Origin of the sequence: Bacillus kalamii (genome assembly GCF_047238185.1) — a bacterium.
Lineage (GTDB): Bacteria > Bacillota > Bacilli > Bacillales > DSM-1321 > Bacillus_AD.
This window is the reverse complement of sequence record NZ_JBDFMI010000006.1, coordinates 696,137-719,774: the sequence shown is the minus strand read 5'-3', so window position 1 is coordinate 719,774 and position 23,638 is coordinate 696,137. Positions and strand designations below refer to the sequence as shown.

The following is a 23,638-nucleotide window of genomic DNA, read 5'->3' as shown; positions in this document are numbered from 1 at the left end:
ATCTTATAAGCCCCCAAGGAGTTGATCGATATCTTCAAAGACTACATTAATATCTTGTTGTCCGTTTACGTTGCGTAGTGTTCCTTTATCTTCATAGAAGGATAAAAGAGGCTTTGTCTGCTTCAAGTTAACGTCAAGACGGTTTTGGACCGTTTCGGCATTATCATCAGCACGTTGGTAAAGCTCACCGCCACATCGATCACAAACGCCCTCTTTTGCAGGAGGATTGAAAACAAGGTGATAAGTAGCTCCGCATTCCTTACAAATTCGTCTTCCAGTTAATCTTTCCATTAAGATCTCTTTATCCACGTCTACATTGATTACGTAGTCGATTGGACGGCTAAGATCGGAAAGGATATTTTCCAGTGCTTCAGCTTGTGCCACTGTACGTGGAAAACCATCTAAAAGAAAGCCTTGTTTGCAATCATCTTGGCTAAGTCTTTCACGGACGATGCCGATAGTTACTTCATCAGGAACTAATTCGCCTTTATCCATGAATGATTTAGCTTTTAAGCCAAGTTCCGTTTGAGCCTTAATAGCAGCGCGGAACATATCTCCAGTCGAGATATGAGGGATGTTATATTTTTCTACAATTTTTTCAGCTTGAGTACCTTTACCGGCACCCGGAAGCCCCATTAGAACAAGATTCATTCATCTTCCCCCTCAAACTCTATAATAGGTGTTGGGAACGATAGTGTTCCCAAACCAATTATTTAATAAAGCCTTTGTAATGTCGCTTAACAAGCTGGGTTTCAAGAGTCTTCATCGAGTCAAGGGCAACCGAGACAACGATCAGGAGACTTGTTCCTCCGATTTGGACAGATGCGGGAAGGCCGGCGAACTTAACGAAGAACACTGGCAACACAGCAATGACAGCCAAGAAGAGAGCTCCAGCTAGTGTAAGGCGGGACAATACGCGTTTTAAGTAATCTTCTGTATTTTTACCAGGACGGATCCCAGGCACATAACCACCTTGCTTCTTCAAATTTTCAGCAACTTGTTCTGGATTTACCTGAACGAAAGCGTAGAAATATGAGAATGCAATGATTAATGCAACATACAAAATCATACCAACAGGCTTTGTATAGTCAAAAGTATTAATAATCCATTGCGTGACATCATTCTGTTTGAAGAATCCAGCAATAGTTTGCGGAGTCACAATGAATGATACAGCAAAGATTACAGGAATAACACCGGCAGAGTTTACTTTCAATGGAAGGTGAGTCGATTGTCCTCCAACCATTGCGCGCCCACTCGTACGCTTAGCATACTGGATAGGAATCTTACGCAATGCTTGTTGGATAAAGATAACACCAACAATGATCGCAATAATTGCAATAGCGATTAGAACCATAGTTACGATACGAAGGAATAACGCATCTCCCGCATCTTCAAATTGCTGGGCGTAAATCTGATTAAACATGTTAGGAAAATTAGCTACAATCCCTGCAAAGATGATAATGGAGATACCATTGCCTACGCCCTTGGCTGTGATTTGTTCACCAAGCCACATCAAGAAAGCCGTACCTGCAGTTAAAACGACTGCAATCAACAAATATGTTGTAATCCCCGGGTTACTGATCAAATTACCGCCAGCTAGATTGTTAAACCCAAATGACATACCAAGTGCTTGGATGAAACCTAGAACAATCGTGCCGTAACGTGTAATCTGAGTTAATTTACGGCGACCCACTTCTCCTTGCTTAGACCATTCAGTGAACTTAGGCACAACATCCATTTGCAAGAGAGAAATGATAATGGATGCCGTGATGTAAGGCATGATGCCCATAGCAAAAATGGAGAAGTTTTTAAGCGCGCCGCCACCGAATGTGTTCAATACTCCAAACACACCCATTTCATCCTGTGCTTTCAGGAAATCGGCGTTTACGTGCGGTACAGGAATAAATGTACCGATACGAAAAACAATCAGCATCAACAATGTGAATAGAATTTTATTTCTAATGTCACGTACGCGCATAAAGTTGGAGATTGTTCGAAACATTAGATCACCTCAGTTTGACCGCCTGCAGCTTCGATCGCTTCTTTTGCGGCAGAGGAGAATTTTTGAGCTTTAACAGTCAATTTCTTCTCGATTTTACCATTAGCAAGAATTTTGATTCCTGCTTTTTGGTTTTTCACAACACCAGTTTCGATAAGAAGTTCTGGTGTTACTTCTGTTCCGTCTTCGAAGCGATTAAGAGTATCAAGGTTTACAACAGCGTAGTCTTTACGGTTGATGTTCGTGAAACCACGTTTTGGCAAACGTCTGAACAATGGTGTTTGACCACCTTCAAATCCTAGACGAACGCCGCCACCTGAACGAGCATTTTGACCTTTATGACCTTTACCAGCTGTTTTACCATTACCAGATCCGATACCACGTCCTTTACGTTTAGGTTCTTGACGTGATCCTTCAGCAGGTTTTAATTCATGAAGTTTCATATTGGCACCTCCTTGTTAAGAAAAAAAGTAGAATTATTGTTCTTTGACAGTAACAAGATGAGAAACCTTATTTACCATACCGCGGATAGCAGCATTATCATCAAGAACAACTGTTTGATGCATTTTACGTAGACCTAATGTGTTTACAGTCACACGTTGGTCCTCAGGACGACCAATCAAGCTACGAGTGAGGGTAATTTCTAATTTTTTTGCCATTGATTTTCCCTCCTTATCCTAACAGTTCTTCTACTGATTTACCACGTAATTTAGCTACGTCTTCAGCACGTTTTAATTGATTTAATCCGTCTACAGTAGCGCGAACCATGTTAATAGGCGTGTTAGAGCCAAGTGATTTAGAAAGGATATCACCAACACCAGCAAGCTCTAATACAGCACGGACTGGGCCACCAGCGATAACTCCAGTACCTTCCGCAGCTGGTTTAAGCAAGATGTTACCAGCACCGAATCTGCCGATTACTTGGTGTGGGATACTTGTATTAACCATTGGTACTTCGATTAAGTTTTTCTTAGCATCATCAATAGCTTTACGGATTGCATCTGGTACTTCTTGAGCTTTACCAGTACCGAAACCTACATGACCATTTTTGTCACCAACCACTACCAAAGCAGTGAAGCGGAAACGACGTCCACCTTTAACAACTTTAGCTACACGGTTAACGGTAACTACGCGTTCTTCAAGTTCTAATTTATTAGGATCAATACGACGCATGTTTATATGTCCCTCCTTTTTACATTAAAATTCTAAGCCGTTTTCACGAGCAGCATCTGCTAATGCTTTTACACGGCCGTGGAATAGATATCCTCCGCGGTCAAATACCACTGAGCTGTATCCTTTTTCTACAGCGCGTTTTGCGATGTTTTCGCCAACTTTTTGCGCAGCTTCGATGTTGCTAGTGCTGTCAAGACCTAGGTCTTTATCAATAGTTGATGCACTTGCAAGTGTTACACCGTTCACATCGTCAATTAGTTGTGCATAAATGTGCTTGTTAGAACGGAACACATTTAAACGAGGACGACTTTCAGTTCCAGAAAGTTTCGCACGAACACGTCCGTGTCTTTTCAAACGAACTGAATTTTTGTCAAGCTTCGTGATCATTTATGTCACTCCTTTCGTTCTACATATGTGGCTTACTTACCTGTTTTACCTTCTTTACGACGTACATATTCGCCTTCGTAACGAATACCTTTACCTTTGTAAGGCTCTGGTGGACGAACGTCACGGATGTTAGCAGCCAATGCACCAACACGTTCTTTGCTCGCACCTTTTACGATGACTTTTGTATTTGAAGGAACTTCAATTTCGATTCCTTTTTCTGGTTCGATTTCTACTGGGTGAGAGTACCCAACGTTAAGAACTAGTTTAGTTCCTTGTTTTTGGGCACGGTAACCGACACCGATTAGTTCAAGAGATTTTTCGAAACCTTTTGAAACACCCTCAACCATGTTTGAAAGGACAGCACGAGTAGTACCATGCAATGCACGGTGTGCTTTCTCATCGGAAGGACGAGTGATCGTAATCACGTTCTCTTCTTGGCTGATTTTCATTTCTGTATTGAAAGAACGAGATAATTCGCCTTTCGGTCCTTTTACAGTAACATTGTTTTCCGCATCAACTGTTACAGAAACACCTGATGGGATCTCAATTGGTTTTTTACCTATACGAGACATTTAGTGCACCTCCATTCGCTTTAAAAATAATTACCAAACGTAAGCTAATACTTCTCCGCCAATTTTCTTAGCGCGTGCTTCTTTGTCAGTTACAACGCCTTGAGAAGTTGAAACGATAGCGATACCAAGTCCGTTAAGTACGCGTGGAACCTCTCCAGCTTTCGCGTAAACACGTAGACCAGGCTTGCTGATACGTTTAAGACCAGTAATTACACGTTCATTATTTGAACCGTATTTTAAGAAGATACGGATAATACCTTGCTTGTTGTCTTCGATAAGTTCTACATCACGGATGAAGCCCTCACGTTTTAAGATTTCAGCAACGTCTGTTTTAATCTTTGAAGCAGGAAGCTCAAGCTTCTCGTGACGCACCATGTTGGCGTTACGAATACGTGTCAGCATATCTGCAATTGGATCTGTCATGACCATTTATATTTACCTCCTTCCCAAAATCGGGTTTTACCAGCTAGCTTTCTTAACGCCAGGAATTTGTCCTTTATATGCAAGTTCACGGAAACAAATACGGCAAAGCTTAAATTTGCGATATACAGAGTGTGGACGACCGCAGCGTTCACAACGTGTATATTCTTGTACTTTAAACTTAGGTCCGCGCTTTTGTTTTACGACCATAGATTTCTTAGCCACGTTTACGCCTCCCTCTTATTTTTAATTACTTTTGGAACGGCATTCCTAATTGAGTAAGTAGTTCACGAGCTTCTTCATCAGTATTTGCCGTAGTAACGATAACGATATCCATTCCACGAACTTTGCTTACTTTATCGTAATCAATTTCAGGGAAGATCAATTGTTCTTTTACACCTAGAGTGTAGTTTCCGCGACCATCGAATGATTTCTTGGAAACACCACGGAAGTCACGTACACGTGGTAAAGATACTGAAACTAATTTGTCTAGGAATTGATACATACGCTCACCACGAAGTGTTACCTTCGCACCGATCGGCATGCCTTCACGTAGACGGAAACCTGCGATAGATTTCTTAGCTCTAGTAATTACTGGTTTTTGACCAGTGATTTGGCTTAATTCTTCCACTGCATTGTCAAGCGCTTTTGCGTTTGCAACAGCATCACCAACACCCATGTTAATAACGATTTTATCAATCTTAGGAGTTTGCATTACAGATTTATAGCTGAACTTGCTCACAAGAGCAGGAACGATTTCTTTTGTATACTTTTCCTTTAGGCGGTTCATGTATAGTACCTCCCTTCATTTATAACTTATTTATCTAAAGATTCACCTGATTTTACAGAAACACGGACTTTTTTGCCATCTACAACTTTGTAGCCAACACGAGTTGGGTTTCCAGTTTTAGGATCAATTAGCATTACGTTTGAAGCGTGAATAGCTGCTTCTTGAGAAATGATTCCACCTTGAGGGTTCATTTGAGAAGGCTTTGAATGCTTCTTAACGATGTTAACACCTTCAACCAATACACGGTCCTTCTTCGGGTAAGCTTCTAGGATAACACCTTGTTTCCCTTTGTCTTTACCTGAGATGACTACGACTTTGTCACCTTTTTTAACATGCATGCGTTTCGCACCTCCTTGAAAGGCCTTTACGAGTTTTTCTTATAATACTTCTGGAGCTAATGAAACGATCTTCATGAAGTTGTTGTCACGAAGTTCACGGGCAACTGGTCCGAAGATACGAGTCCCACGAGGACCTTTATCGTCACGGATAATTACACATGCATTTTCGTCGAATTTGATGTATGAACCATCATTACGGCGCATGCCTGATTTAGTTCGTACAACTACGGCTTTAACAACTTCACCTTTTTTAACAACGCCACCTGGTGTTGCTTGTTTTACTGTACAAACAATAACATCACCAATATTAGCAGTTTTACGGCCTGAACCGCCAAGGACTTTAATTGTCAAAACTTCACGTGCACCTGAATTGTCAGCAACTTTTAGACGTGATTCTTGTTGAATCATGTACGAGACCTCCTTTCGGAATATAAATTATCCGAACAGAATAATATTAAATGATAACAGCTTTTTCGACTACTTCTAATAGACGGAAGCGTTTTGTTGCAGATAGAGGGCGAGTTTCCATGATCTTAACGATATCGCCTACTTTTGCTTCGTTCTTCTCATCATGAGCCTTAAACTTTTTAGAGTATTTCACGCGTTTACCGTATAAAGAATGTGTTTTATACGTTTCTACTTGAACAGTGATAGTTTTATCCATTTTATCAGATACTACACGTCCAGTGTAGACTTTGCGTTGGTTACGTTCACTCATTCAGCAAACCTCCTCTCGATTATTAATTGTTGGCACTGATCTCTCTTTGACGAACAACTGTTTTCATACGAGCGATCGATTTGCGTACTTCACGAATACGTGCAGTATTTTCAAGTTGTCCAGTAGCTAACTGGAAACGAAGGTTAAATAACTCTTCTTTAAGCGATTTTACTTTTTGTTCAATTTCAGCAGTGGTTAGGTCTTTAATTTCATTAACTTTCATTTGATTCACCACCAATTTCTTCTCGTTTCACAAACTTACATTTGATTGGAAGCTTGTGCATTGCAAGACGTAATGCTTCACGAGCGATCTCTTCAGATACGCCGGAGATTTCGAACATTACTTTGCCAGGCTTAACAACAGCAACCCATCCTTCAGGAGCCCCTTTACCAGAACCCATTCGGACTTCAAGAGGTTTAGCTGTGTAAGGCTTGCTTGGGAAAATTTTAATCCAAACTTTACCGCCACGTTTCATATAACGAGTCATTGCAATACGAGCAGCTTCGATTTGACGGTTTGTGATCCAAGATGCTTCAAGAGCTTGTAAGCCGTATTCACCGAAGTGAACTTCTTGGCCACCCTTGGCACGGCCTCTCATCTTACCGCGGTGTTCGCGACGATATTTAACGCGTTTAGGCATTAACATGATTATTTTCCTCCTTCCTCGGATTTCTTCTTAGTAGGAAGAACCTCTCCACGATAGATCCATACTTTAACGCCAAGTTTACCATAAGTAGTATCAGCTTCAGCGTGTGCATAATCTATATCAGCGCGAAGTGTGTGAAGTGGAACTGTTCCTTCGCTATAGTGTTCTGAACGAGCGATGTCGGCACCGCCAAGACGACCAGAAACCATTGTTTTGATACCTTGAGCACCAGCGCGCATTGTGCGTTGGATAGATTGTTTTTGAGCACGACGGAAAGATACACGGTTTTCTAATTGACGAGCAATATTCTCAGCAACTAGTTTAGCGTCTAGATCCGCACGCTTGATTTCAATGATATTGATGTGTACGCGTTTGCCAGTTAGTTGGTTCAACGCTTTGCGAAGAGCTTCAACTTCTGTGCCACCTTTACCGATAACCATACCTGGTTTCGCAGTGTGTACAGAGATGTTGATACGGTTAGCAGCACGTTCGATTTCTACTTTTGATACAGAAGCATCGTTCAAACGTTTTGCGATATATTCACGAACTCTTAAGTCTTCATGTAAAAGAGTTGCATAGTCTTTATCGTTAGCGAACCATTTTGATTCCCAGTCGCGAATGATGCCGACACGCAATCCTATTGGATTTACCTTTTGACCCACAGATTATCCCTCCTTCTTTTCTGATAACACGATAGTAATGTGTGATGTGCGTTTGTTGATTGCACTAGCACGGCCCATAGCACGAGGACGGAAACGTTTAAGTGTTGGTCCTTCGTTTACATAAGCTTGGCTTACTACTAAATTGTTAACATCCATTTCGTAGTTATGCTCAGCATTCGCCATAGCAGATTTCAATAGTTTCTCTACTACTGGTGATGAAGTTTTTGGAGTATGACGAAGAATTGCGATTGCTTCGCCTACTTGCTTTCCTCGAATTAGATCAATTACTAAACGAACTTTACGAGGAGCGATACGAACTGTATTAGCAACAGCTTTAGCTTGCATGAGATGCCCTCCTCTCGTTAACGTCTTGTTTTCTTATCGTCACTTGCGTGACCTTTGTAAGCGCGCGTTGGTGCGAACTCACCTAATTTGTGTCCAACCATATCTTCAGTTACATATACAGGAACGTGTTTACGTCCATCATAAACCGCGATAGTGTGACCGATGAATTGTGGGAAGATTGTAGAACGACGAGACCAAGTTTTAATTACTTGTTTCTTATCAGTTTCATTTAACTTCTCTACTTTTACCATTAAATGATCATCAACAAAAGGTCCTTTTTTTAGGCTACGACCCATGAGTGTACCTCCCTTCGTGATTGTCCTACGGTTCGGTTACTGAACCGTAGCTCAACCCCGTTATTTTTTGCGACGACGTACGATAAACTTGTCGGATTTATTTTTCTTCTTACGTGTTTTAGCACCAAGAGTTGGTTTGCCCCAAGGTGACATAGGTGATTTGCGTCCGATAGGAGCTTTACCTTCACCACCACCGTGTGGGTGATCTACTGGGTTCATTACAGATCCACGTACAGTTGGGCGTTTGCCTAACCAACGGTTTCTACCAGCTTTACCGATGTTGATCAATTCGTGTTGTTCGTTACCAACTTGACCGATAGTTGCGCGGCAAGTAGAAAGAACCATACGAACTTCTCCAGAGTTAAGACGTACTAATACGTAGCGTCCTTCTTTACCAAGTAATTGAGCAGAAGTACCAGCAGAGCGAACTAATTGTCCACCTTTACCAGGTTTCAACTCGATATTGTGGATAACTGTACCCACTGGAATGTTTTGAAGTGGAAGAGCGTTACCTACTTTGATGTCAGCATCTACGCCAGACATGATCTCCATACCTACTTCTAGGTTTTTAGGAGCTAGGATGTAACGTTTTTCTCCATCAACATAATTAATTAGTGCAATGTTTGCGGAACGGTTTGGATCGTATTCAATAGTAGCAACGCGTCCTGGTATACCGTCTTTAGTACGTTTAAAGTCGATGATACGATATTGACGCTTGTGACCGCCACCTTGATGACGAACTGTTAACTTACCTTGGTTGTTACGGCCGCCTTTTTTAGTTAAAGGAGCAAGCAATGATTTTTCTGGTTTGCTAGTAGTGATCTCAGCAAAATCAGAAGCAGTCATGTTACGTCGACCATTAGAGGTAGGTTTATACTTTTTAATCGCCATGTGTAGTTCCCTCCTTCTCTAATATTCTAAGCTTACGCTTCAAAGATTTCGATTTCTTTACTGTCAGCAGTTAGTTTAACAATCGCTTTACGGCGCTTGTTAGTGTAACCTGCATGTTTACCCATGCGTTTGAATTTACCTTTATAGTTCATGATGTTCACCTTTTCAACTGTAACGCCGAAAATTTCTTGAACAGCATCTTTGACTTGAGTTTTGTTAGCTCTAACGTCAACTTCAAACGTATATTTATTCTCTGCCATAGCATCAGAAGAAGCTTCTGTGATTACGGGGCGCTTAATGATATCGCGTGCATCCATTATGCAAGCACCTCCTCTACTTTTTCAACAGCTGCTTTAGTCATGATAAGTTTGTTATGTCCTACAAGATCAAGAACATTCAAACCAGCAGCATCAAGAACAGTAACACCAGGGATGTTACGTGCAGATAATGCAACATTTTCATCAAGAGCATCTGTTACGATAAGTGCTTTAGTGTCTACAGATAGACCTTTTAAGAATGATACGAATTCTTTAGTTTTTGGAGCTTCGAAAGATAAGCTTTCAAGAACTAGAATGTTTTCGTCTTGTACTTTAGAAGCAAGTGCTGACTTAAGTGCTAGACGACGTACTTTCTTAGGCAACTTGTAGCTGTAAGATCTTGGTTGTGGTCCGAATACAGTACCACCGCCACGCCATTGTGGAGAGCGGATAGAACCTTGACGTGCACGGCCAGTTCCTTTTTGGCGCCATGGTTTACGTCCACCGCCTGCTACTTCAGAACGATTTTTAACTTTATGAGTTCCTTGGCGTAGTGAAGCGCGTTGCATAACGATTGCTTCGAATAATACGCTTTGGTTAGGTTCGATACCAAAAATAGATTCGTTTAGTTCGATTTCTCCAACGTTAGAACCTGCTTGGTTAAATAATGTAACTTTAGGCATTTTCCAATGCTCCTCCTTTCTTGTTAAACTTATTTAGCTTTAACAGCTGTTTTCACTTTAATTAGTGATTTCTTCGCTCCAGGTACGTTACCTTTGATAAGAAGAAGATTACGTTCAACGTCAACCTTAACGATAGTTAGGTTTTGAACAGTGATTTGGTCTCCACCCATGCGTCCAGGTAGCAATTTACCTTTGAATACGCGGTTTGGAGCAACAGGTCCCATTGAACCAGGGCGACGGTGGTAACGAGAACCGTGAGACATTGGTCCGCGAGACTGTCCGTGGCGCTTGATTGAGCCTTGGAATCCTTTACCTTTAGATGTTCCTGTAACGTCTACAGTATCGCCTTCAGCGAAAATACTAACTTTGACTTCTTGACCAACCTCGTATTCTCCAAGGTTAACGCCGCGGAATTCGCGGATGAAGCGCTTAGGTGCAGTGTTTGCTTTGCTTACATGCCCTTGTTCCGGTTTGTTTGAAAGTTTTTCACGCTTGTCAGAGAAACCGATTTGAATTGCTTCGTAACCGTCGTTTTCAACAGTTTTCTTTTGAAGAACAACGTTAGATGCAGCTTCGATTACTGTTACAGGGATAAGCTCACCGTTTTCAGCAAATACTTGCGTCATACCGATTTTCTTTCCTAAGATTCCTTTGGTCATGAGTCACACCTCCTGAAAATTTATATTTATGAATTATAGTTTGATTTCGATATCAACACCAGATGGAAGATCCAAACGCATTAATGAATCAACTGTCTGTGGAGTTGGATTCACGATGTCGATTAGACGTTTATGTGTACGCATCTCGAATTGCTCACGAGAATCTTTGTACTTATGAACCGCACGTAGGATTGTGTATACTGATCTTTCAGTTGGTAATGGAATCGGACCAGATACAGCAGCACCAGAACGTTTTGCAGTTTCAACGATTTTCTCAGCAGATTGATCAAGAATTCTGTGATCATATGCTTTTAAACGAATACGAATCTTTTGTTTTGCCATTATTTTCCCTCCTTTTCGCCTATTTTCAGAAATAGACATTTACTCCGTGGAAATTTCCCATACACGCGCCATGGCAAAGCGGCCGGGTGTATCAGCAACCTCCCACATCATCGCGGCCAAAGACCAACATTGTCTATTATACCTAACCTCTAAGCAAAATGCAACATTTTCTCTAGAAGTTAATTCTGTAGCACACTTTGTCTATTATACATAGTTTTTACCCATTAATCAAGTTCAAGTTTCAAGTGATATATCTGCTTAAATTAATGAACAGTATATATAGAAGAAACCCGTCTTTTTTAAGAGAGTGTTTCTTTAATTTGTAGATCGTATCTTGGCTGCTTGTTTATTTTAGTACAAATCTCGTCATTTTCCTATAGTAAATAATTGGAACAAAAAAAGCAGATGGATTAGATCCATCTGCTTTTTATATAGTCACATACGATAATTACTCAGTGATAGTAGCAACTACGCCAGCGCCTACAGTACGTCCGCCTTCACGGATAGAGAACTTAGTACCTTCTTCGATAGCAACTGGAGCGATTAGCTCAACAGTCATTTCGATGTTATCTCCAGGCATAACCATTTCTACGCCTTCAGGAAGATTACAGATACCAGTTACGTCAGTTGTACGGAAGTAGAACTGAGGACGGTAGTTAGAGAAGAATGGAGTGTGACGTCCACCTTCTTCTTTTGAAAGAACATAAACTTCAGCTTTGAACTTTGAGTGTGGGTTGATTGAGCCTGGCTTAGCCAAAACTTGTCCACGTTGGATGTCTTCACGAGCTACACCACGAAGAAGAGCACCGATGTTGTCTCCAGCTTCAGCATAGTCAAGAAGTTTACGGAACATTTCAACACCTGTAACAGTTGTTGATTTAGCTTCTTCAGTGATACCTACGATTTCAACTACGTCACCGACTTTAACTTGTCCACGTTCTACACGACCAGTAGCAACAGTACCACGACCTGTGATTGAGAACACGTCCTCAACAGGCATCATGAATGGCTTGTCAGTGTCACGAGTTGGTGTTGGGATGTACTCATCAACAGCAGCCATAAGCTCGTTGATTTTTTCTTCCCACTCAGCTTCTCCTTCAAGAGCTTTAAGAGCAGAACCTTTGATTACTGGGATATCATCGCCAGGGAAATCGTATTCAGAAAGAAGGTCACGAATTTCCATTTCAACTAGTTCAAGCAATTCTTCGTCATCAACCATGTCGCATTTGTTCATGAATACAACTAGGTAAGGAACACCTACTTGACGAGAAAGAAGGATGTGCTCACGAGTTTGTGGCATTGGGCCGTCAGCAGCAGATACTACTAGGATACCGCCGTCCATTTGAGCAGCACCAGTGATCATGTTCTTAACATAGTCAGCGTGTCCTGGGCAGTCAACGTGTGCATAGTGACGGTTAGCAGTTTCGTACTCAACGTGTGCAGTAGAGATTGTGATACCACGTTCTCTTTCTTCTGGAGCACCATCGATTTGATCGTAAGCGCGAGCTTCAGCTCCACCTACTTTTGCAAGTACAGAAGTGATAGCAGCTGTTAGAGTTGTTTTACCATGGTCAACGTGACCGATTGTTCCGATATTAACGTGTGGTTTAGAGCGATCGAATTTAGCTTTAGCCATTAGGAATTTCCTCCTCGAAATTATAAAATTAGATTTTTTTGAAACATAAGTATATGTGCTATTGAGGAAGAAATTTCTTCCTCAACGGCTTACATTAGTAGTTATACTTCAACAAAGTGTGAAAATCAATTATTCACCTTTATTTTTTTTGATGATCTCTTCAGAGATTGTTTTAGGTACTTCTTCGTAGTGATCGAAGTGCATTGAGAACGTACCGCGACCTTGTGTTGCAGAACGTAATGTAGTTGCATATCCGAACATTTCAGATAGTGGAACGAACGCTTTAACAACTTGTGCGTTACCGCGAGCTTCCATACCTTCAACGCGTCCACGACGAGAAGTGATGTTACCCATAATATCTCCAAGATACTCTTCAGGCATTACAACTTCAACTTTCATGACTGGCTCAAGGATAACAGGTTTACATTTAGAAGCAGCATTCTTAAGTGCAAGAGATGCAGCTACTTTAAACGCCATTTCAGATGAGTCAACATCATGGTAAGATCCGTCATAAAGTTTAGCTTTAATATCAACTAGTGGGAATCCAGCAAGTACACCGCGGTCAAGAGCGTCTTCTAGACCAGCTTGTACAGCAGGGATGTATTCACGTGGAACTACACCACCAACGATAGCATTTTCAAATTCGAATCCTTTTCCTTCTTCGTTTGGAGCAAACTCGATCCAAACGTGTCCGTATTGACCACGTCCACCAGACTGGCGAGCGAATTTACCTTCAACCTGTGCAGATTGACGGAAAGTTTCACGGTATGCAACCTGAGGAGCACCAACGTTAGCTTCCACTTTAAATTCGCGACGCATACGGTCAACAAGGATATCCAAGTGAAGCTCACCCATACCAGCGATGATTACTTGACCAGTTTCTTGGTCAGTATGCGCACGGAATGTAGGATCTTCTTCTTGTAGTTTTTGAAGGGCAGTTGTCATCTTATCTTGGTCGGCTTTTGATTTTGGCTCGATAGATAGAGAGATAACTGGCTCTGGGAATTCCATAGACTCAAGAATAACAAGACTCTTTTCATCACATAGAGTATCACCAGTAGTAGTATCTTTTAGACCTACTGCAGCCGCGATATCCCCTGCATATACCATGTCGATCTCTTGACGAGAGTTAGCGTGCATTTGTAGGATACGGCCTACACGTTCACGTTTACCCTTAGTAGAGTTCTGTACATATGAACCTGAGCTCAATGTACCAGAGTACACACGGAAAAATGTCAACTTACCAACGTAAGGGTCAGTCATAACTTTAAACGCTAGAGCAGAGAAAGGCTCTTCGTCGCTTGAATGACGAACTAGTTCTTCATCTGTATCTGGTGAAGTACCATTGATAGCTGGTACATCCAGTGGAGATGGAAGGTAGTCGATTACAGCATCAAGCATTGGCTGAACACCTTTGTTTTTGAATGCAGATCCACAGATTACAGGATAGAATTCTACATTAACAGTACCTTTACGAATTGCTGCTTTCAGCTCATCGATAGTGATTTCTTCGCCACCAAGGTATTTTTCCATTAATTCTTCATCAAGTTCAGCAACTGCTTCAAGTAACTTTTCACGGTACTCTTCAGCTTGATCTTGATAATCTGCAGGAATTTCTGTAACTGAGATGTCAGTTCCAAGATCATTACCGTACATAATAGCTTTCATTTCTACTAAGTCGATAATTCCATTGAACTCATCTTCTGCACCAATCGGTAATTGGATTGGGTGTGCATTCGCTTGAAGACGATCGTGTAGAGTTCCTACAGAATATAGGAAATCAGCTCCGATTTTATCCATCTTGTTTACGAATACTACACGTGGTACACCGTAAGTTGTAGCTTGACGCCAAACTGTTTCAGTTTGTGGCTCAACGCCTGACTGTGCATCAAGTACTGCAACTGCACCATCAAGTACACGAAGTGAACGTTCAACTTCAACTGTGAAGTCTACGTGTCCTGGTGTGTCGATGATGTTTACGCGGTGTTCTTTCCACTGAGCTGTTGTAGCAGCTGAAGTGATTGTAATACCACGTTCTTGTTCTTGTTCCATCCAGTCCATTTGTGAAGCACCTTCATGTGTTTCACCAATTTTGTGGATACGACCTGTGTAGTAAAGAACACGTTCAGTAGTGGTAGTTTTACCAGCATCAATGTGTGCCATGATACCAATATTACGTGTCTTTGCTAAGGAGAACTCTCTTGCCATTTGGTCTTTCTCCTTCCTTTTGTACATATATTTTTAGGAATATAGCTTTAATCTTACCAACGATAATGAGCGAATGCTTTGTTAGCTTCAGCCATTTTGTGTGTATCTTCGCGTTTCTTAACAGATGCACCAGTGTTGTTGGCAGCATCAAGAATTTCGTTAGCTAAACGCTCTTCCATCGTTTTTTCACCACGAAGACGAGTGTAGTTAACTAACCAACGAAGACCTAGAGTTGTACGGCGTTCTGGGCGCACCTCAACTGGTACTTGGTAGTTAGAACCACCTACACGACGCGCTTTAACTTCTAATACAGGCATGATGTTCTTAAGAGCTTGATCGAATACTTCCATCGGCTCTTTGCCAGTACGTTCTTTAATAATATCAAAAGAGGAGTATAAAATTTGTTGTGCTGTACCTCTTTTACCGTCGATCATCAATTTATTGATTAGACGTGTAATTAATTTTGAATTATATAATGGATCTGGTAATACATCTCTTTTTGCAACAGGACCTTTACGAGGCATGTTTGTTCCTCCTTTCAACGAAGAGTTATTTTAGTTTTTGTTTTATTATTTCTTAGCTGCTTTCGGACGCTTAGTACCGTATTTAGAACGGCTTTGCATACGATTGTTTACTCCAGCAGTATCAAGAGCACCACGGACGATATGATAACGTACCCCCGGTAAGTCTTTTACACGACCGCCACGGATAAGAACAACACTGTGTTCTTGTAGGTTATGTCCGATACCAGGAATATAAGCAGTTACCTCGATTCCGTTAGTTAAACGTACACGAGCATACTTACGTAACGCTGAGTTCGGTTTTTTCGGTGTCATCGTACCAACACGAGTACAAACACCGCGTTTTTGTGGAGATGATACATTTGTTTGAGCTTTTTTGAAGCTGTTGTAGCCTTTGTTAAGTGCTGGTGACTTAGAGTTAGTTTCCTTTGACTCACGGCCTTTACGCACTAATTGATTAATAGTAGGCATTGATATTTCCTCCCTTCACTTCTTAATTCTAGTCCCACACATCCAGGTGGTTCATAAATGAGCAAAAACAAAGTTCTTGCAGAAAAACTACAAAAACCGTTTTACTTTTAATAAAAATAAAAATGCCCCAGTCAATGCTTAATGCATTGATGTCATTTGCGCTGCCAGTCTCGGTTATACGGTTTCTTTCATCCGTAATGGCTGGAGGCAATCAATAGAAGCACCTTTGCTATAATAGCACTTTTATCAAATAGATGTCAACTATAGTTCTGAAATTAATTTTTTCATGAAGATGGACGGCCAGTAATGTATGTGCATTACTGGCCGCAATCTTCATTATTCCACCGGTTGAGTTTCTTGTTCAGTATCCTCTGCGAATACAGGGACAGCCTTTCTGTAACGAGGCATTCCTGTACCGGCAGGGACTAACTTACCGATGATAACATTTTCTTTAAGGCCAAGCAGTTCGTCGCGTTTTCCCTTGATCGCTGCATCAGTAAGAACTCTTGTTGTTTCTTGGAATGATGCTGCTGATAAGAATGAATCTGTTTCAAGGGAAGCCTTAGTGATACCAAGCAGTACTGGTCGGCCGGTAGCCGGAGTTCTGCCGCTAAGGAGTGCTGCAGTATTGGCATCAGTGAATTGATGGATATCCAATAATGTGCCAGGCAATACTTCTGTATCTCCAGCGTCGATAACGCGGATTTTACGAAGCATTTGTCGTACCATTACCTCGATATGCTTATCACCAATTTCAACACCCTGCATACGGTAAACTTTTTGAACTTCTTTAAGCAGATATTCTTGGACTGCAAGAGTATCTTTTACTTTCAATAGTTCTTTAGGGTCGATTGAACCCTCTGTCAATTCGTGTCCGCGCTCAACAGGCGAGTTAACGCCGACTTTCAGGCGGGCTGTATATGGAACCGTGTAAGAGCGTGTTTCCACTTCTCCTTGTACAACGATTTCTTGTTGTTTGTCTTTTGCTTCATTTATGGCTATAACTACCCCGTCAATTTCAGAAATATGCGATAGACCTTTCGGGTTACGCGCTTCGAAAATTTCTTGGATACGCGGAAGACCTTGAGTGATGTCATCCCCGGCAACCCCACCTGTATGGAACGTACGCATTGTTAACTGAGTACCTGGTTCACCGATGGATTGAGCAGCAATAATACCGACTGCTTCACCAACTTCAACTTCTTGGCCTGTCGCCAAGTTACGGCCATAACATTTCTTACATACACCATGGCGAGTGTTACATGTGAATGCAGAACGGATCCAAACTTCTTCTACACCGACACTTTCGATATAAAGAGCAAGATCTTCTGTTATTAAGCCATTTTCTGGAACAATCACTTCACCTGTTTCAGGATGTTTGATTGATTTTCTTGCATATCGGCCAATCAGACGTTCCTCAAGGCTCTCGATGATTTCAGTACCATCTTTAAGAGCAGTGATAAGAAGTCCACGGTCAGTTCCACAATCATCATCGCGGACGATAACATCTTGCGCAACGTCTACAAGACGACGAGTCAGGTAACCTGAGTCAGCTGTCTTAAGGGCTGTATCGGCAAGACCTTTACGCGCTCCGTGAGTAGAGATGAAGTATTCAAGTACCGTTAGACCTTCACGGAAACTTGATTTGATTGGCAATTCAATGATACGGCCAGCCGGGTTGGCCATCAGACCACGCATACCAGCAAGCTGCGTAAAGTTAGATGCGTTACCACGGGCTCCGGAATCACTCATCATAAAGATTGGGTTTCGGCGATCCAATGATTTCATCAGTTTCGCTTGAATTTCATCTTTAGCGGCACTCCAGATTGAGATAACACGATCATAACGCTCATCTTCCGTAATCAAACCACGTCTGAATTGTTTCAATACGTTATCCACTTTATGCTGAGCTTCATGGATGATATCAGTCTTCTCTTCAAGTACCACGATATCGGCAACACCAACAGTGATACCAGCTTTAGTGGAATACTTGAATCCTAGGTCCTTCATGCGATCAAGCATTTTGGACGTTTCTGTAATCTTGAAACGTTTGAACACTTCCGCAATGATATTTCCAAGAATTTTCTTCTTGAATGGGTCAATGATTTCTTGCGCTTTGATCGCTTCAATAACATTGGCTCCTTTTTCAATAAAGAAACGCTCAGGTGTTTTCACTTCCAAGTTTTCTTTAGTCGGTTCATTGATATACGGGAAAGTCTTAGGCAGAATTTCGTTGAATACCAATTTACCTACTGTCGTAATTAGAAGTTGTTTGTTTTGTTCTTCGGTAAATGTCGGGTTATTCAATGATGCAGCAGCTACAGCTACACGTGAGTGCAAATGAACATAACCATTTTGGTATGCTAATAATGCTTCGCTTGTGTCGTTGAATACCATACCTTCACCAACGGCTCCTTCACGCTCAAGAGTCAGGTAATAGTTACCTAAAACCATATCCTGTGAAGGTGTTACTACCGGTTTACCATCTTTAGGGTTCAAGATATTCTGTGCAGCCAACATAAGCAATCTTGCTTCTGCTTGCGCTTCAGCTGATAAAGGAACGTGCACGGCCATTTGGTCACCGTCGAAGTCAGCGTTGTAAGCTGTACATACTAACGGATGAAGACGGATGGCACGGCCTTCTACTAATGTTGGTTCGAATGCTTGGATACCCAATCTATGCAATGTAGGGGCACGGTTCAAAAGAACTGGATGCTCCTTAATGACTTCTTCTAAAACATCCCACACTTCAGGTTGAAGGCGTTCAATTTTACGTTTGGCAGATTTAATGTTATGCGCAAGGCCTCTGCCAACTAGTTCTTTCATAACAAATGGCTTGAATAATTCGATAGCCATTTCTTTAGGAAGACCACATTGGTACATTTTTAAGTTAGGGCCTACGACAATAACAGAACGGCCAGAGTAGTCAACACGTTTACCTAATAGGTTTTGGCGGAAACGGCCTTGTTTCCCTTTAAGCATGTGCGACAAAGATTTCAATGGGCGGTTACCTGGTCCAGTGACCGGTCTGCCGCGACGGCCGTTATCGATCAACGCATCGACAGCTTCTTGAAGCATACGTTTTTCGTTTTGTACGATAATGCTTGGAGCACCAAGGTCCAATAAACGTTTTAAACGGTTGTTACGGTTGATCACACGGCGATATAGATCGTTTAAATCCGAAGTGGCGAAACGTCCGCCATCAAGTTGAACCATTGGTCGCAATTCCGGTGGAATAACCGGAAGAACTTCTAAAATCATCCATGATGGTTCATTGCCTGAATTACGGAATGCTTCAAGTACTTCAAGACGCTTAATTGCACGCGTACGGCGTTGTCCTTGTGCTGTTTTAAGCTCTTCTTTCAGCATATCCACTTCTTTTTCCGTGTTGATATCTTGAAGAAGCTTACGGATTGCTTCAGCTCCCATGGAAGCTTGGAACTTATTGCCGTATTTTTCACGGTAGCTTCTGTACTCTTTCTCAGAAAGAAGTTGCTTCTTCTCAAGAGAAGTAGCACCAGTATCCGTTACTACATACGATGCAAAGTAGATAACTTCTTCAAGTGCACGCGGTGACATGTCAAGGACAAGTCCCATGCGGCTAGGAATTCCTTTAAAGTACCATATATGAGAGACAGGTGCTGCCAATTCAATATGGCCCATACGTTCACGGCGAACTTTTGCTCTCGTTACTTCTACTCCACAACGATCGCAGACTACGCCTTTATATCTAACACGTTTGTACTTTCCGCAATGACATTCCCAGTCCTTAGTAGGACCGAAAATGCGCTCACAGAATAAACCGTCTTTCTCAGGTTTTAACGTACGATAGTTAATTGTTTCTGGTTTTTTCACTTCACCGAAAGACCAAGAACGGATCTTATCCGGTGATGCTAGACCTATTTTCATATACTCAAAATTATTTACATCCAGCAAGGGGCCGACCTCCCTTTTAGATTCCAGGTTTTACCCTTTTCGCTCAGGCTCTTGGAAGAATAGATTACTTTGTAGTATTAACTTCTGTTTCTTCAACAGTTTCTACTTTTGCATCTGACTCAAGTGACAGCGCTTCGGATTGATTGGCTTCTTCGTCATCTTCCATATCGCGCATTTCGATTTCTTTATCATCACTGGACATGATTTTCACATCTAAGCCCAGGGATTGTAATTCTTTGATTAATACTTTGAATGATTCTGGAACGCCAGGCTCTGGTACATTCTCACCTTTGACGATTGCCTCGTATGTTTTCACACGGCCAACCACGTCATCGGATTTGACTGTAAGGATTTCTTGTAGAGTGTAAGCAGCACCGTATGCTTCGAGTGCCCATACCTCCATCTCACCGAAACGCTGTCCACCGAACTGAGCTTTACCGCCAAGTGGTTGCTGAGTTACAAGTGAGTATGGTCCAGTTGAACGTGCATGCAACTTATCGTCAACCATGTGGGCAAGTTTGATCATATACATGATACCAACTGATACACGGTTATCGAATGGTTCACCCGTTCTTCCGTCATACAATACAGTTTTGGCGTCTCTGGCCATGCCTGATTCTTCGATTGTTTCCCAAACGTCTTCCTCAGTCGCTCCATCGAATACTGGTGATGCAACATGGATTCCAAGCTGACGGGCAGCCATTCCAAGGTGCAGTTCCAGCACCTGTCCGATGTTCATACGGGAAGGTACGCCCAATGGGTTCAACATGATATCGATTGGTGTGCCGTCTGGCAGGTAAGGCATATCTTCTTCCGGTAGAATACGGGAGATAACACCTTTATTACCATGTCGTCCGGCCATCTTATCGCCTTCATGGATTTTACGTTTTTGAACGATATAAGCACGAACCAGTTGATTTACTCCTGGTGGAAGCTCATCGCCATCTTCACGGTTGAATACCTTCACATCAAGGACGATTCCGCCGCCGCCATGAGGTACTCTTAATGAAGTATCGCGGACTTCACGTGCTTTTTCACCGAAAATGGCATGAAGCAGACGTTCTTCTGCAGTCAGTTCTGTAACCCCTTTAGGTGTTACTTTACCTACAAGCAAGTCTCCATCTTTCACTTCAGCACCGATACGGATGATTCCGCGCTCGTCAAGGTTTCTAAGCGCATCTTCACCTACGTTCGGGATATCGCGTGTAATTTCTTCAGGTCCAAGCTTCGTGTCGCGGGACTCTGATTCATATTCTTCAATATGGATGGATGTGTACACATCGTCTTTAACAAGGCGCTCACTCATGATGATGGCATCCTCATAGTTGTAGCCATCCCATGTCATGAATCCAACCAATACGTTGCGGCCAAGAGCTAATTCGCCAAGTTCCATAGAAGGTCCATCAGCAAGGATTTCCCCTTTTGTTACACGGTTGCCCACTGCAACAATCGGACGTTGGTTATAGCACATACCTTGGTTTGAACGTTTGAATTTCAACAGTCGGTATTTATCAAGGTTGCCTTTGACTTCCTGTCCATCTACGTTGGTAATGCGGCGCACCCAAACTTCGCGTGCTTCAACATGTTCCACAATACCCTCATGCTTACAAATGATTGCAGCGCCGGAGTCTTTCGCAGAAACATATTCCATACCTGTACCAACAAGTGGAGCTTGAGGCTGGATCAAAGGTACAGCTTGACGTTGCATGTTCGCTCCCATTAGGGCACGGTTGGAGTCATCGTTTTCCAGGAAAGGAATACATGCTGTCGCTGCTGATACAACTTGTTTAGGCGATACATCCATGTAGTCGACGCGATCATGCGGAACTACAGTGTTTTCACCACGGAAACGGGCTACTACTTCATCCTCGATGAAGGCACCCTCGTCTGAAAGAAGTACATTCGCTTGCGCTACTACGTAGTTATCTTCTTCATCGGCAGTCAAGTAATCAATATGGCTGGTTACTTTTCCTGTTTCCGGATCTACTTTTCTATAAGGAGTCTCTATAAAGCCAAAGCGGTTTACTTTCGCAAAGCTGGATAGAGAGTTGATTAATCCGATATTCGGTCCCTCTGGCGTTTCAATCGGACACATGCGGCCATAGTGGGAATAGTGAACGTCACGCACTTCAAAGCCAGCGCGTTCACGTGTTAAACCACCAGGTCCCAATGCTGATAGACGGCGTTTGTGGGTCAATTCTGCCAATGGGTTTGTTTGGTCCATGAATTGCGATAATTGAGAGCTTCCGAAGAACTCTTTAATAGATGCAATGACAGGACGAATATTGATCAATTGTTGTGGAGTGATTGTGTTCGTATCCTGAATGGACATTCTTTCACGAACTACACGTTCCATACGGGAAAGCCCGATACGGAATTGGTTTTGCAACAACTCTCCAACTGAACGCAGACGACGGTTACCTAAGTGGTCGATATCATCTGTATCCCCTACTTGATGCAACAGGTCAAAGAAATATGAAATGGATGCAATGATGTCGGCAGGAGTGATATTCTTAATCTCTTCTGTCACATTGGCGTTACCAATAACATTGATTTCTTTATCGCCTTCTGTTTCGGTAGCGGAATAGATTTTGATGGACTGAACTAGTACATCATCTTCCACAACTCCGCCGAAAGGTCTTAATGTCTTGAAGCCGATTCCTTCTTCCAAGAAAGGAAGAATGCGGTCAAGTGTACGTCTGTCCAATAATGTACCTTTTTCAACTAGGATTTCACCTGTTTCAGGATCTACCAAAGTTTCAGCGATACGTTGGTTGAACAGTCTGTTTTTAATATGAAGCTTTTTATTTATTTTATAGCGTCCTACATTTGCTAAGTCATAACGCTTCGGATCGAAGAAACGCGATACCAAAAGACTCTTAGCATTTTCAACCGTTGGCGGCTCGCCTGGTCTTAGACGTTCATAGATTTCGATAAGAGCTTTTTCAGTGCTTTCAGTGTTGTCCTTCTCAAGCGTATTGCGAAGATATTCATTGTCTCCAACGATATCAAGAATTTCTTGGTCTGAACCAAAACCTAGTGCACGTAGAAGTACCGTTACAGGAAGTTTTCTTGTACGATCGATTCTTACATACACAACATCTTTTGCATCTGTTTCATATTCCAGCCATGCACCACGGTTTGGAATAACAGTTGCAGTAAAGCCTTTTTTACCATTTTTGTCGATTTTCTTGCTGAAGTACACACTTGGAGAACGCACTAGCTGGGAAACGATAACACGTTCCGCCCCGTTCACAACGAATGTACCTGTTTCCGTCATTAATGGGAAATCGCCCATGAATACATCCTGGTCTTTTACTTCCCCTGTTTCTTTATTAACAAGACGGACTTTAACCCGTAGAGGCGCTGAGTATGTTACATCGCGCTCTTTTGACTCTTCAACAGAGTATTTTGGATCTCCTAAACTGTAATCAATAAATTCCAGCGAAAGGTTTCCTGTGAAATCCTCGATTGGAGAAATATCTTTAAACATTTCTCTTAATCCTTCATCCAAGAAATTTTGGTAAGAAGCTGTTTGGATTTCAATAAGATTTGGTAATTCTAGCACCTCGCTAATGCGTGCATAACTTCTGCGCTGGCGGTGTCGTCCATACTGAACAAGTTGACCTGTCAACAGATTCACCCCTCAAATCAAGCGTTATAAGGATCTATCATCCAATAATCCAT

Annotated in this window: 29 protein-coding genes; all 29 read right to left on the bottom strand. The window is 42.0% G+C overall.

Annotated elements, in window-relative coordinates; genetic code table 11:
* Positions 1-3 precede the first annotated feature (3 nt).
* Positions 4-651: an adenylate kinase gene (locus ABC357_RS21360; protein WP_412889556.1), complete on the bottom strand. Its 648-nt coding sequence runs from the start codon at positions 649-651 to the stop codon at positions 4-6.
* A gap of 58 nt (positions 652-709) precedes the next feature.
* Positions 710-2,002 (bottom strand): preprotein translocase subunit SecY, encoded by a 1,293-nt coding sequence (gene secY / locus ABC357_RS21355; RefSeq protein WP_412889555.1) that lies wholly within the window; start codon positions 2,000-2,002, stop codon positions 710-712.
* Entirely contained in the window at positions 2,002-2,442 is a 441-nt protein-coding gene (gene rplO / locus ABC357_RS21350; RefSeq protein ID WP_412889554.1) for a 50S ribosomal protein L15, read from the bottom strand. The genes secY and rplO overlap by 1 nt, the downstream gene beginning before the upstream one ends.
* Positions 2,443-2,475: 33 nt before the next feature.
* Complete coding sequence (gene rpmD / locus ABC357_RS21345; protein ID WP_412889553.1) at positions 2,476-2,658, bottom strand: 50S ribosomal protein L30; 183 nt, start codon at positions 2,656-2,658, stop codon at positions 2,476-2,478.
* A gap of 13 nt (positions 2,659-2,671) precedes the next feature.
* Entirely contained in the window at positions 2,672-3,172 is a 501-nt protein-coding gene (rpsE, locus tag ABC357_RS21340) for a 30S ribosomal protein S5 (protein ID WP_412889552.1), read from the bottom strand.
* 24 nt (positions 3,173-3,196) lie between these two features.
* Complete coding sequence (gene rplR, locus ABC357_RS21335; protein ID WP_412889551.1) at positions 3,197-3,559, bottom strand: 50S ribosomal protein L18; 363 nt, start codon at positions 3,557-3,559, stop codon at positions 3,197-3,199.
* Between the two features lie 32 nt (positions 3,560-3,591).
* Positions 3,592-4,131 carry a 50S ribosomal protein L6 gene (gene rplF / locus ABC357_RS21330; protein WP_412889550.1) on the bottom strand — a complete coding sequence of 180 codons (540 nt, stop codon included), beginning with the start codon at positions 4,129-4,131 and terminating at the stop codon, positions 3,592-3,594.
* 30 nt (positions 4,132-4,161) lie between these two features.
* Positions 4,162-4,560, bottom strand: a complete 399-nt coding sequence (rpsH, locus tag ABC357_RS21325) for a 30S ribosomal protein S8 (protein WP_019244390.1) — start codon at positions 4,558-4,560, stop codon at positions 4,162-4,164.
* Between the two features lie 30 nt (positions 4,561-4,590).
* A complete protein-coding gene (locus tag ABC357_RS21320; protein ID WP_050613643.1) occupies positions 4,591-4,776 on the bottom strand; it encodes a type Z 30S ribosomal protein S14 in 186 nt (61 codons plus the stop codon).
* Positions 4,777-4,801: 25 nt separating this feature from the next.
* Complete coding sequence (gene rplE, locus ABC357_RS21315; protein ID WP_412889549.1) at positions 4,802-5,341, bottom strand: 50S ribosomal protein L5; 540 nt, start codon at positions 5,339-5,341, stop codon at positions 4,802-4,804.
* Between the two features lie 26 nt (positions 5,342-5,367).
* The gene (gene rplX / locus ABC357_RS21310; protein WP_412889548.1) at positions 5,368-5,679 is read right to left on the bottom strand and encodes a 50S ribosomal protein L24; all 312 of its coding nucleotides are present in this window, start codon (positions 5,677-5,679) and stop codon (positions 5,368-5,370) included.
* A 39-nt stretch (positions 5,680-5,718) separates the two neighbouring features.
* Complete coding sequence (gene rplN, locus ABC357_RS21305; protein WP_412889547.1) at positions 5,719-6,087, bottom strand: 50S ribosomal protein L14; 369 nt, start codon at positions 6,085-6,087, stop codon at positions 5,719-5,721.
* Between the two features lie 46 nt (positions 6,088-6,133).
* Positions 6,134-6,397 carry a 30S ribosomal protein S17 gene (rpsQ, locus tag ABC357_RS21300; protein WP_412889546.1) on the bottom strand — a complete coding sequence of 88 codons (264 nt, stop codon included), beginning with the start codon at positions 6,395-6,397 and terminating at the stop codon, positions 6,134-6,136.
* Positions 6,398-6,419: 22 nt separating this feature from the next.
* Positions 6,420-6,620 carry a 50S ribosomal protein L29 gene (rpmC, locus tag ABC357_RS21295; protein WP_042353171.1) on the bottom strand — a complete coding sequence of 67 codons (201 nt, stop codon included), beginning with the start codon at positions 6,618-6,620 and terminating at the stop codon, positions 6,420-6,422.
* On the bottom strand, positions 6,610-7,044 hold the full coding sequence (rplP, locus tag ABC357_RS21290) for a 50S ribosomal protein L16 (RefSeq protein ID WP_412889545.1): 435 nt from the start codon (positions 7,042-7,044) through the stop codon (positions 6,610-6,612). The genes rpmC and rplP overlap by 11 nt, the downstream gene beginning before the upstream one ends.
* Before the next feature lie 2 nt (positions 7,045-7,046).
* Positions 7,047-7,706: a 30S ribosomal protein S3 gene (gene rpsC, locus ABC357_RS21285; protein ID WP_412889544.1), complete on the bottom strand. Its 660-nt coding sequence runs from the start codon at positions 7,704-7,706 to the stop codon at positions 7,047-7,049.
* Between the two features lie 3 nt (positions 7,707-7,709).
* Complete coding sequence (gene rplV, locus ABC357_RS21280) at positions 7,710-8,051, bottom strand: 50S ribosomal protein L22 (RefSeq protein WP_412889543.1); 342 nt, start codon at positions 8,049-8,051, stop codon at positions 7,710-7,712.
* A 17-nt stretch (positions 8,052-8,068) separates the two neighbouring features.
* Positions 8,069-8,347: a 30S ribosomal protein S19 gene (rpsS, locus tag ABC357_RS21275; RefSeq protein ID WP_412889542.1), complete on the bottom strand. Its 279-nt coding sequence runs from the start codon at positions 8,345-8,347 to the stop codon at positions 8,069-8,071.
* Between the two features lie 60 nt (positions 8,348-8,407).
* Complete coding sequence (gene rplB / locus ABC357_RS21270; RefSeq protein WP_412889541.1) at positions 8,408-9,238, bottom strand: 50S ribosomal protein L2; 831 nt, start codon at positions 9,236-9,238, stop codon at positions 8,408-8,410.
* Positions 9,239-9,270: 32 nt separating this feature from the next.
* Positions 9,271-9,558 carry a 50S ribosomal protein L23 gene (rplW, locus tag ABC357_RS21265; protein WP_412890094.1) on the bottom strand — a complete coding sequence of 96 codons (288 nt, stop codon included), beginning with the start codon at positions 9,556-9,558 and terminating at the stop codon, positions 9,271-9,273.
* Positions 9,555-10,178 carry a 50S ribosomal protein L4 gene (rplD, locus tag ABC357_RS21260; protein ID WP_412889540.1) on the bottom strand — a complete coding sequence of 208 codons (624 nt, stop codon included), beginning with the start codon at positions 10,176-10,178 and terminating at the stop codon, positions 9,555-9,557. The genes rplW and rplD overlap by 4 nt, the downstream gene beginning before the upstream one ends.
* 29 nt (positions 10,179-10,207) lie before the next feature.
* Positions 10,208-10,837, bottom strand: a complete 630-nt coding sequence (gene rplC / locus ABC357_RS21255; protein ID WP_412889539.1) for a 50S ribosomal protein L3 — start codon at positions 10,835-10,837, stop codon at positions 10,208-10,210.
* A 33-nt stretch (positions 10,838-10,870) separates the two neighbouring features.
* The gene (rpsJ, locus tag ABC357_RS21250) at positions 10,871-11,179 is read right to left on the bottom strand and encodes a 30S ribosomal protein S10 (RefSeq protein ID WP_019244375.1); all 309 of its coding nucleotides are present in this window, start codon (positions 11,177-11,179) and stop codon (positions 10,871-10,873) included.
* Positions 11,180-11,627: 448 nt separating this feature from the next.
* Positions 11,628-12,815 (bottom strand): elongation factor Tu, encoded by a 1,188-nt coding sequence (gene tuf, locus ABC357_RS21245; protein WP_412889538.1) that lies wholly within the window; start codon positions 12,813-12,815, stop codon positions 11,628-11,630.
* Between the two features lie 129 nt (positions 12,816-12,944).
* The gene (gene fusA, locus ABC357_RS21240; RefSeq protein WP_412889537.1) at positions 12,945-15,023 is read right to left on the bottom strand and encodes an elongation factor G; all 2,079 of its coding nucleotides are present in this window, start codon (positions 15,021-15,023) and stop codon (positions 12,945-12,947) included.
* Positions 15,024-15,076: 53 nt separating this feature from the next.
* Positions 15,077-15,547, bottom strand: coding sequence for a 30S ribosomal protein S7 (gene rpsG / locus ABC357_RS21235; RefSeq protein ID WP_412889536.1), 471 nt, complete (start codon positions 15,545-15,547; stop codon positions 15,077-15,079).
* Positions 15,548-15,592: 45 nt separating this feature from the next.
* Positions 15,593-16,015, bottom strand: a complete 423-nt coding sequence (rpsL, locus tag ABC357_RS21230) for a 30S ribosomal protein S12 (RefSeq protein ID WP_050613627.1) — start codon at positions 16,013-16,015, stop codon at positions 15,593-15,595.
* Positions 16,016-16,351: 336 nt separating this feature from the next.
* Positions 16,352-19,951, bottom strand: a complete 3,600-nt coding sequence (gene rpoC, locus ABC357_RS21225; RefSeq protein WP_412889535.1) for a DNA-directed RNA polymerase subunit beta' — start codon at positions 19,949-19,951, stop codon at positions 16,352-16,354.
* Between the two features lie 64 nt (positions 19,952-20,015).
* Entirely contained in the window at positions 20,016-23,585 is a 3,570-nt protein-coding gene (gene rpoB, locus ABC357_RS21220) for a DNA-directed RNA polymerase subunit beta (RefSeq protein WP_412889534.1), read from the bottom strand.
* Between the last annotated feature and the right edge of the window lie 53 nt (positions 23,586-23,638).

What these genes read in the sequence shown, in the direction of transcription:
- ABC357_RS21360 (WP_412889556.1), bottom strand. Translation starts at nt 651, where the DNA reads ATGAATCTTGTTCTAATGGGGCTTCCGGGTGCCGGTAAAGGTACTCAA.
- secY (WP_412889555.1), bottom strand. Translation starts at nt 2,002, where the DNA reads ATGTTTCGAACAATCTCCAACTTTATGCGCGTACGTGACATTAGAAAT.
- rplO (WP_412889554.1), bottom strand. Translation starts at nt 2,442, where the DNA reads ATGAAACTTCATGAATTAAAACCTGCTGAAGGATCACGTCAAGAACCT.
- rpmD (WP_412889553.1), bottom strand. Translation starts at nt 2,658, where the DNA reads ATGGCAAAAAAATTAGAAATTACCCTCACTCGTAGCTTGATTGGTCGT.
- rpsE (WP_412889552.1), bottom strand. Translation starts at nt 3,172, where the DNA reads ATGCGTCGTATTGATCCTAATAAATTAGAACTTGAAGAACGCGTAGTT.
- rplR (WP_412889551.1), bottom strand. Translation starts at nt 3,559, where the DNA reads ATGATCACGAAGCTTGACAAAAATTCAGTTCGTTTGAAAAGACACGGA.
- rplF (WP_412889550.1), bottom strand. Translation starts at nt 4,131, where the DNA reads ATGTCTCGTATAGGTAAAAAACCAATTGAGATCCCATCAGGTGTTTCT.
- rpsH (WP_019244390.1), bottom strand. Translation starts at nt 4,560, where the DNA reads ATGGTCATGACAGATCCAATTGCAGATATGCTGACACGTATTCGTAAC.
- rplE (WP_412889549.1), bottom strand. Translation starts at nt 5,341, where the DNA reads ATGAACCGCCTAAAGGAAAAGTATACAAAAGAAATCGTTCCTGCTCTT.
- rplX (WP_412889548.1), bottom strand. Translation starts at nt 5,679, where the DNA reads ATGCATGTTAAAAAAGGTGACAAAGTCGTAGTCATCTCAGGTAAAGAC.
- rplN (WP_412889547.1), bottom strand. Translation starts at nt 6,087, where the DNA reads ATGATTCAACAAGAATCACGTCTAAAAGTTGCTGACAATTCAGGTGCA.
- rpsQ (WP_412889546.1), bottom strand. Translation starts at nt 6,397, where the DNA reads ATGAGTGAACGTAACCAACGCAAAGTCTACACTGGACGTGTAGTATCT.
- rpmC (WP_042353171.1), bottom strand. Translation starts at nt 6,620, where the DNA reads ATGAAAGTTAATGAAATTAAAGACCTAACCACTGCTGAAATTGAACAA.
- rplP (WP_412889545.1), bottom strand. Translation starts at nt 7,044, where the DNA reads ATGTTAATGCCTAAACGCGTTAAATATCGTCGCGAACACCGCGGTAAG.
- rplV (WP_412889543.1), bottom strand. Translation starts at nt 8,051, where the DNA reads ATGCAAGCTAAAGCTGTTGCTAATACAGTTCGTATCGCTCCTCGTAAA.
- rpsS (WP_412889542.1), bottom strand. Translation starts at nt 8,347, where the DNA reads ATGGGTCGTAGCCTAAAAAAAGGACCTTTTGTTGATGATCATTTAATG.
- rplB (WP_412889541.1), bottom strand. Translation starts at nt 9,238, where the DNA reads ATGGCGATTAAAAAGTATAAACCTACCTCTAATGGTCGACGTAACATG.
- rplD (WP_412889540.1), bottom strand. Translation starts at nt 10,178, where the DNA reads ATGCCTAAAGTTACATTATTTAACCAAGCAGGTTCTAACGTTGGAGAA.
- rplC (WP_412889539.1), bottom strand. Translation starts at nt 10,837, where the DNA reads ATGACCAAAGGAATCTTAGGAAAGAAAATCGGTATGACGCAAGTATTT.
- rpsJ (WP_019244375.1), bottom strand. Translation starts at nt 11,179, where the DNA reads ATGGCAAAACAAAAGATTCGTATTCGTTTAAAAGCATATGATCACAGA.
- tuf (WP_412889538.1), bottom strand. Translation starts at nt 12,815, where the DNA reads ATGGCTAAAGCTAAATTCGATCGCTCTAAACCACACGTTAATATCGGA.
- fusA (WP_412889537.1), bottom strand. Translation starts at nt 15,023, where the DNA reads ATGGCAAGAGAGTTCTCCTTAGCAAAGACACGTAATATTGGTATCATG.
- rpsG (WP_412889536.1), bottom strand. Translation starts at nt 15,547, where the DNA reads ATGCCTCGTAAAGGTCCTGTTGCAAAAAGAGATGTATTACCAGATCCA.
- rpsL (WP_050613627.1), bottom strand. Translation starts at nt 16,015, where the DNA reads ATGCCTACTATTAATCAATTAGTGCGTAAAGGCCGTGAGTCAAAGGAA.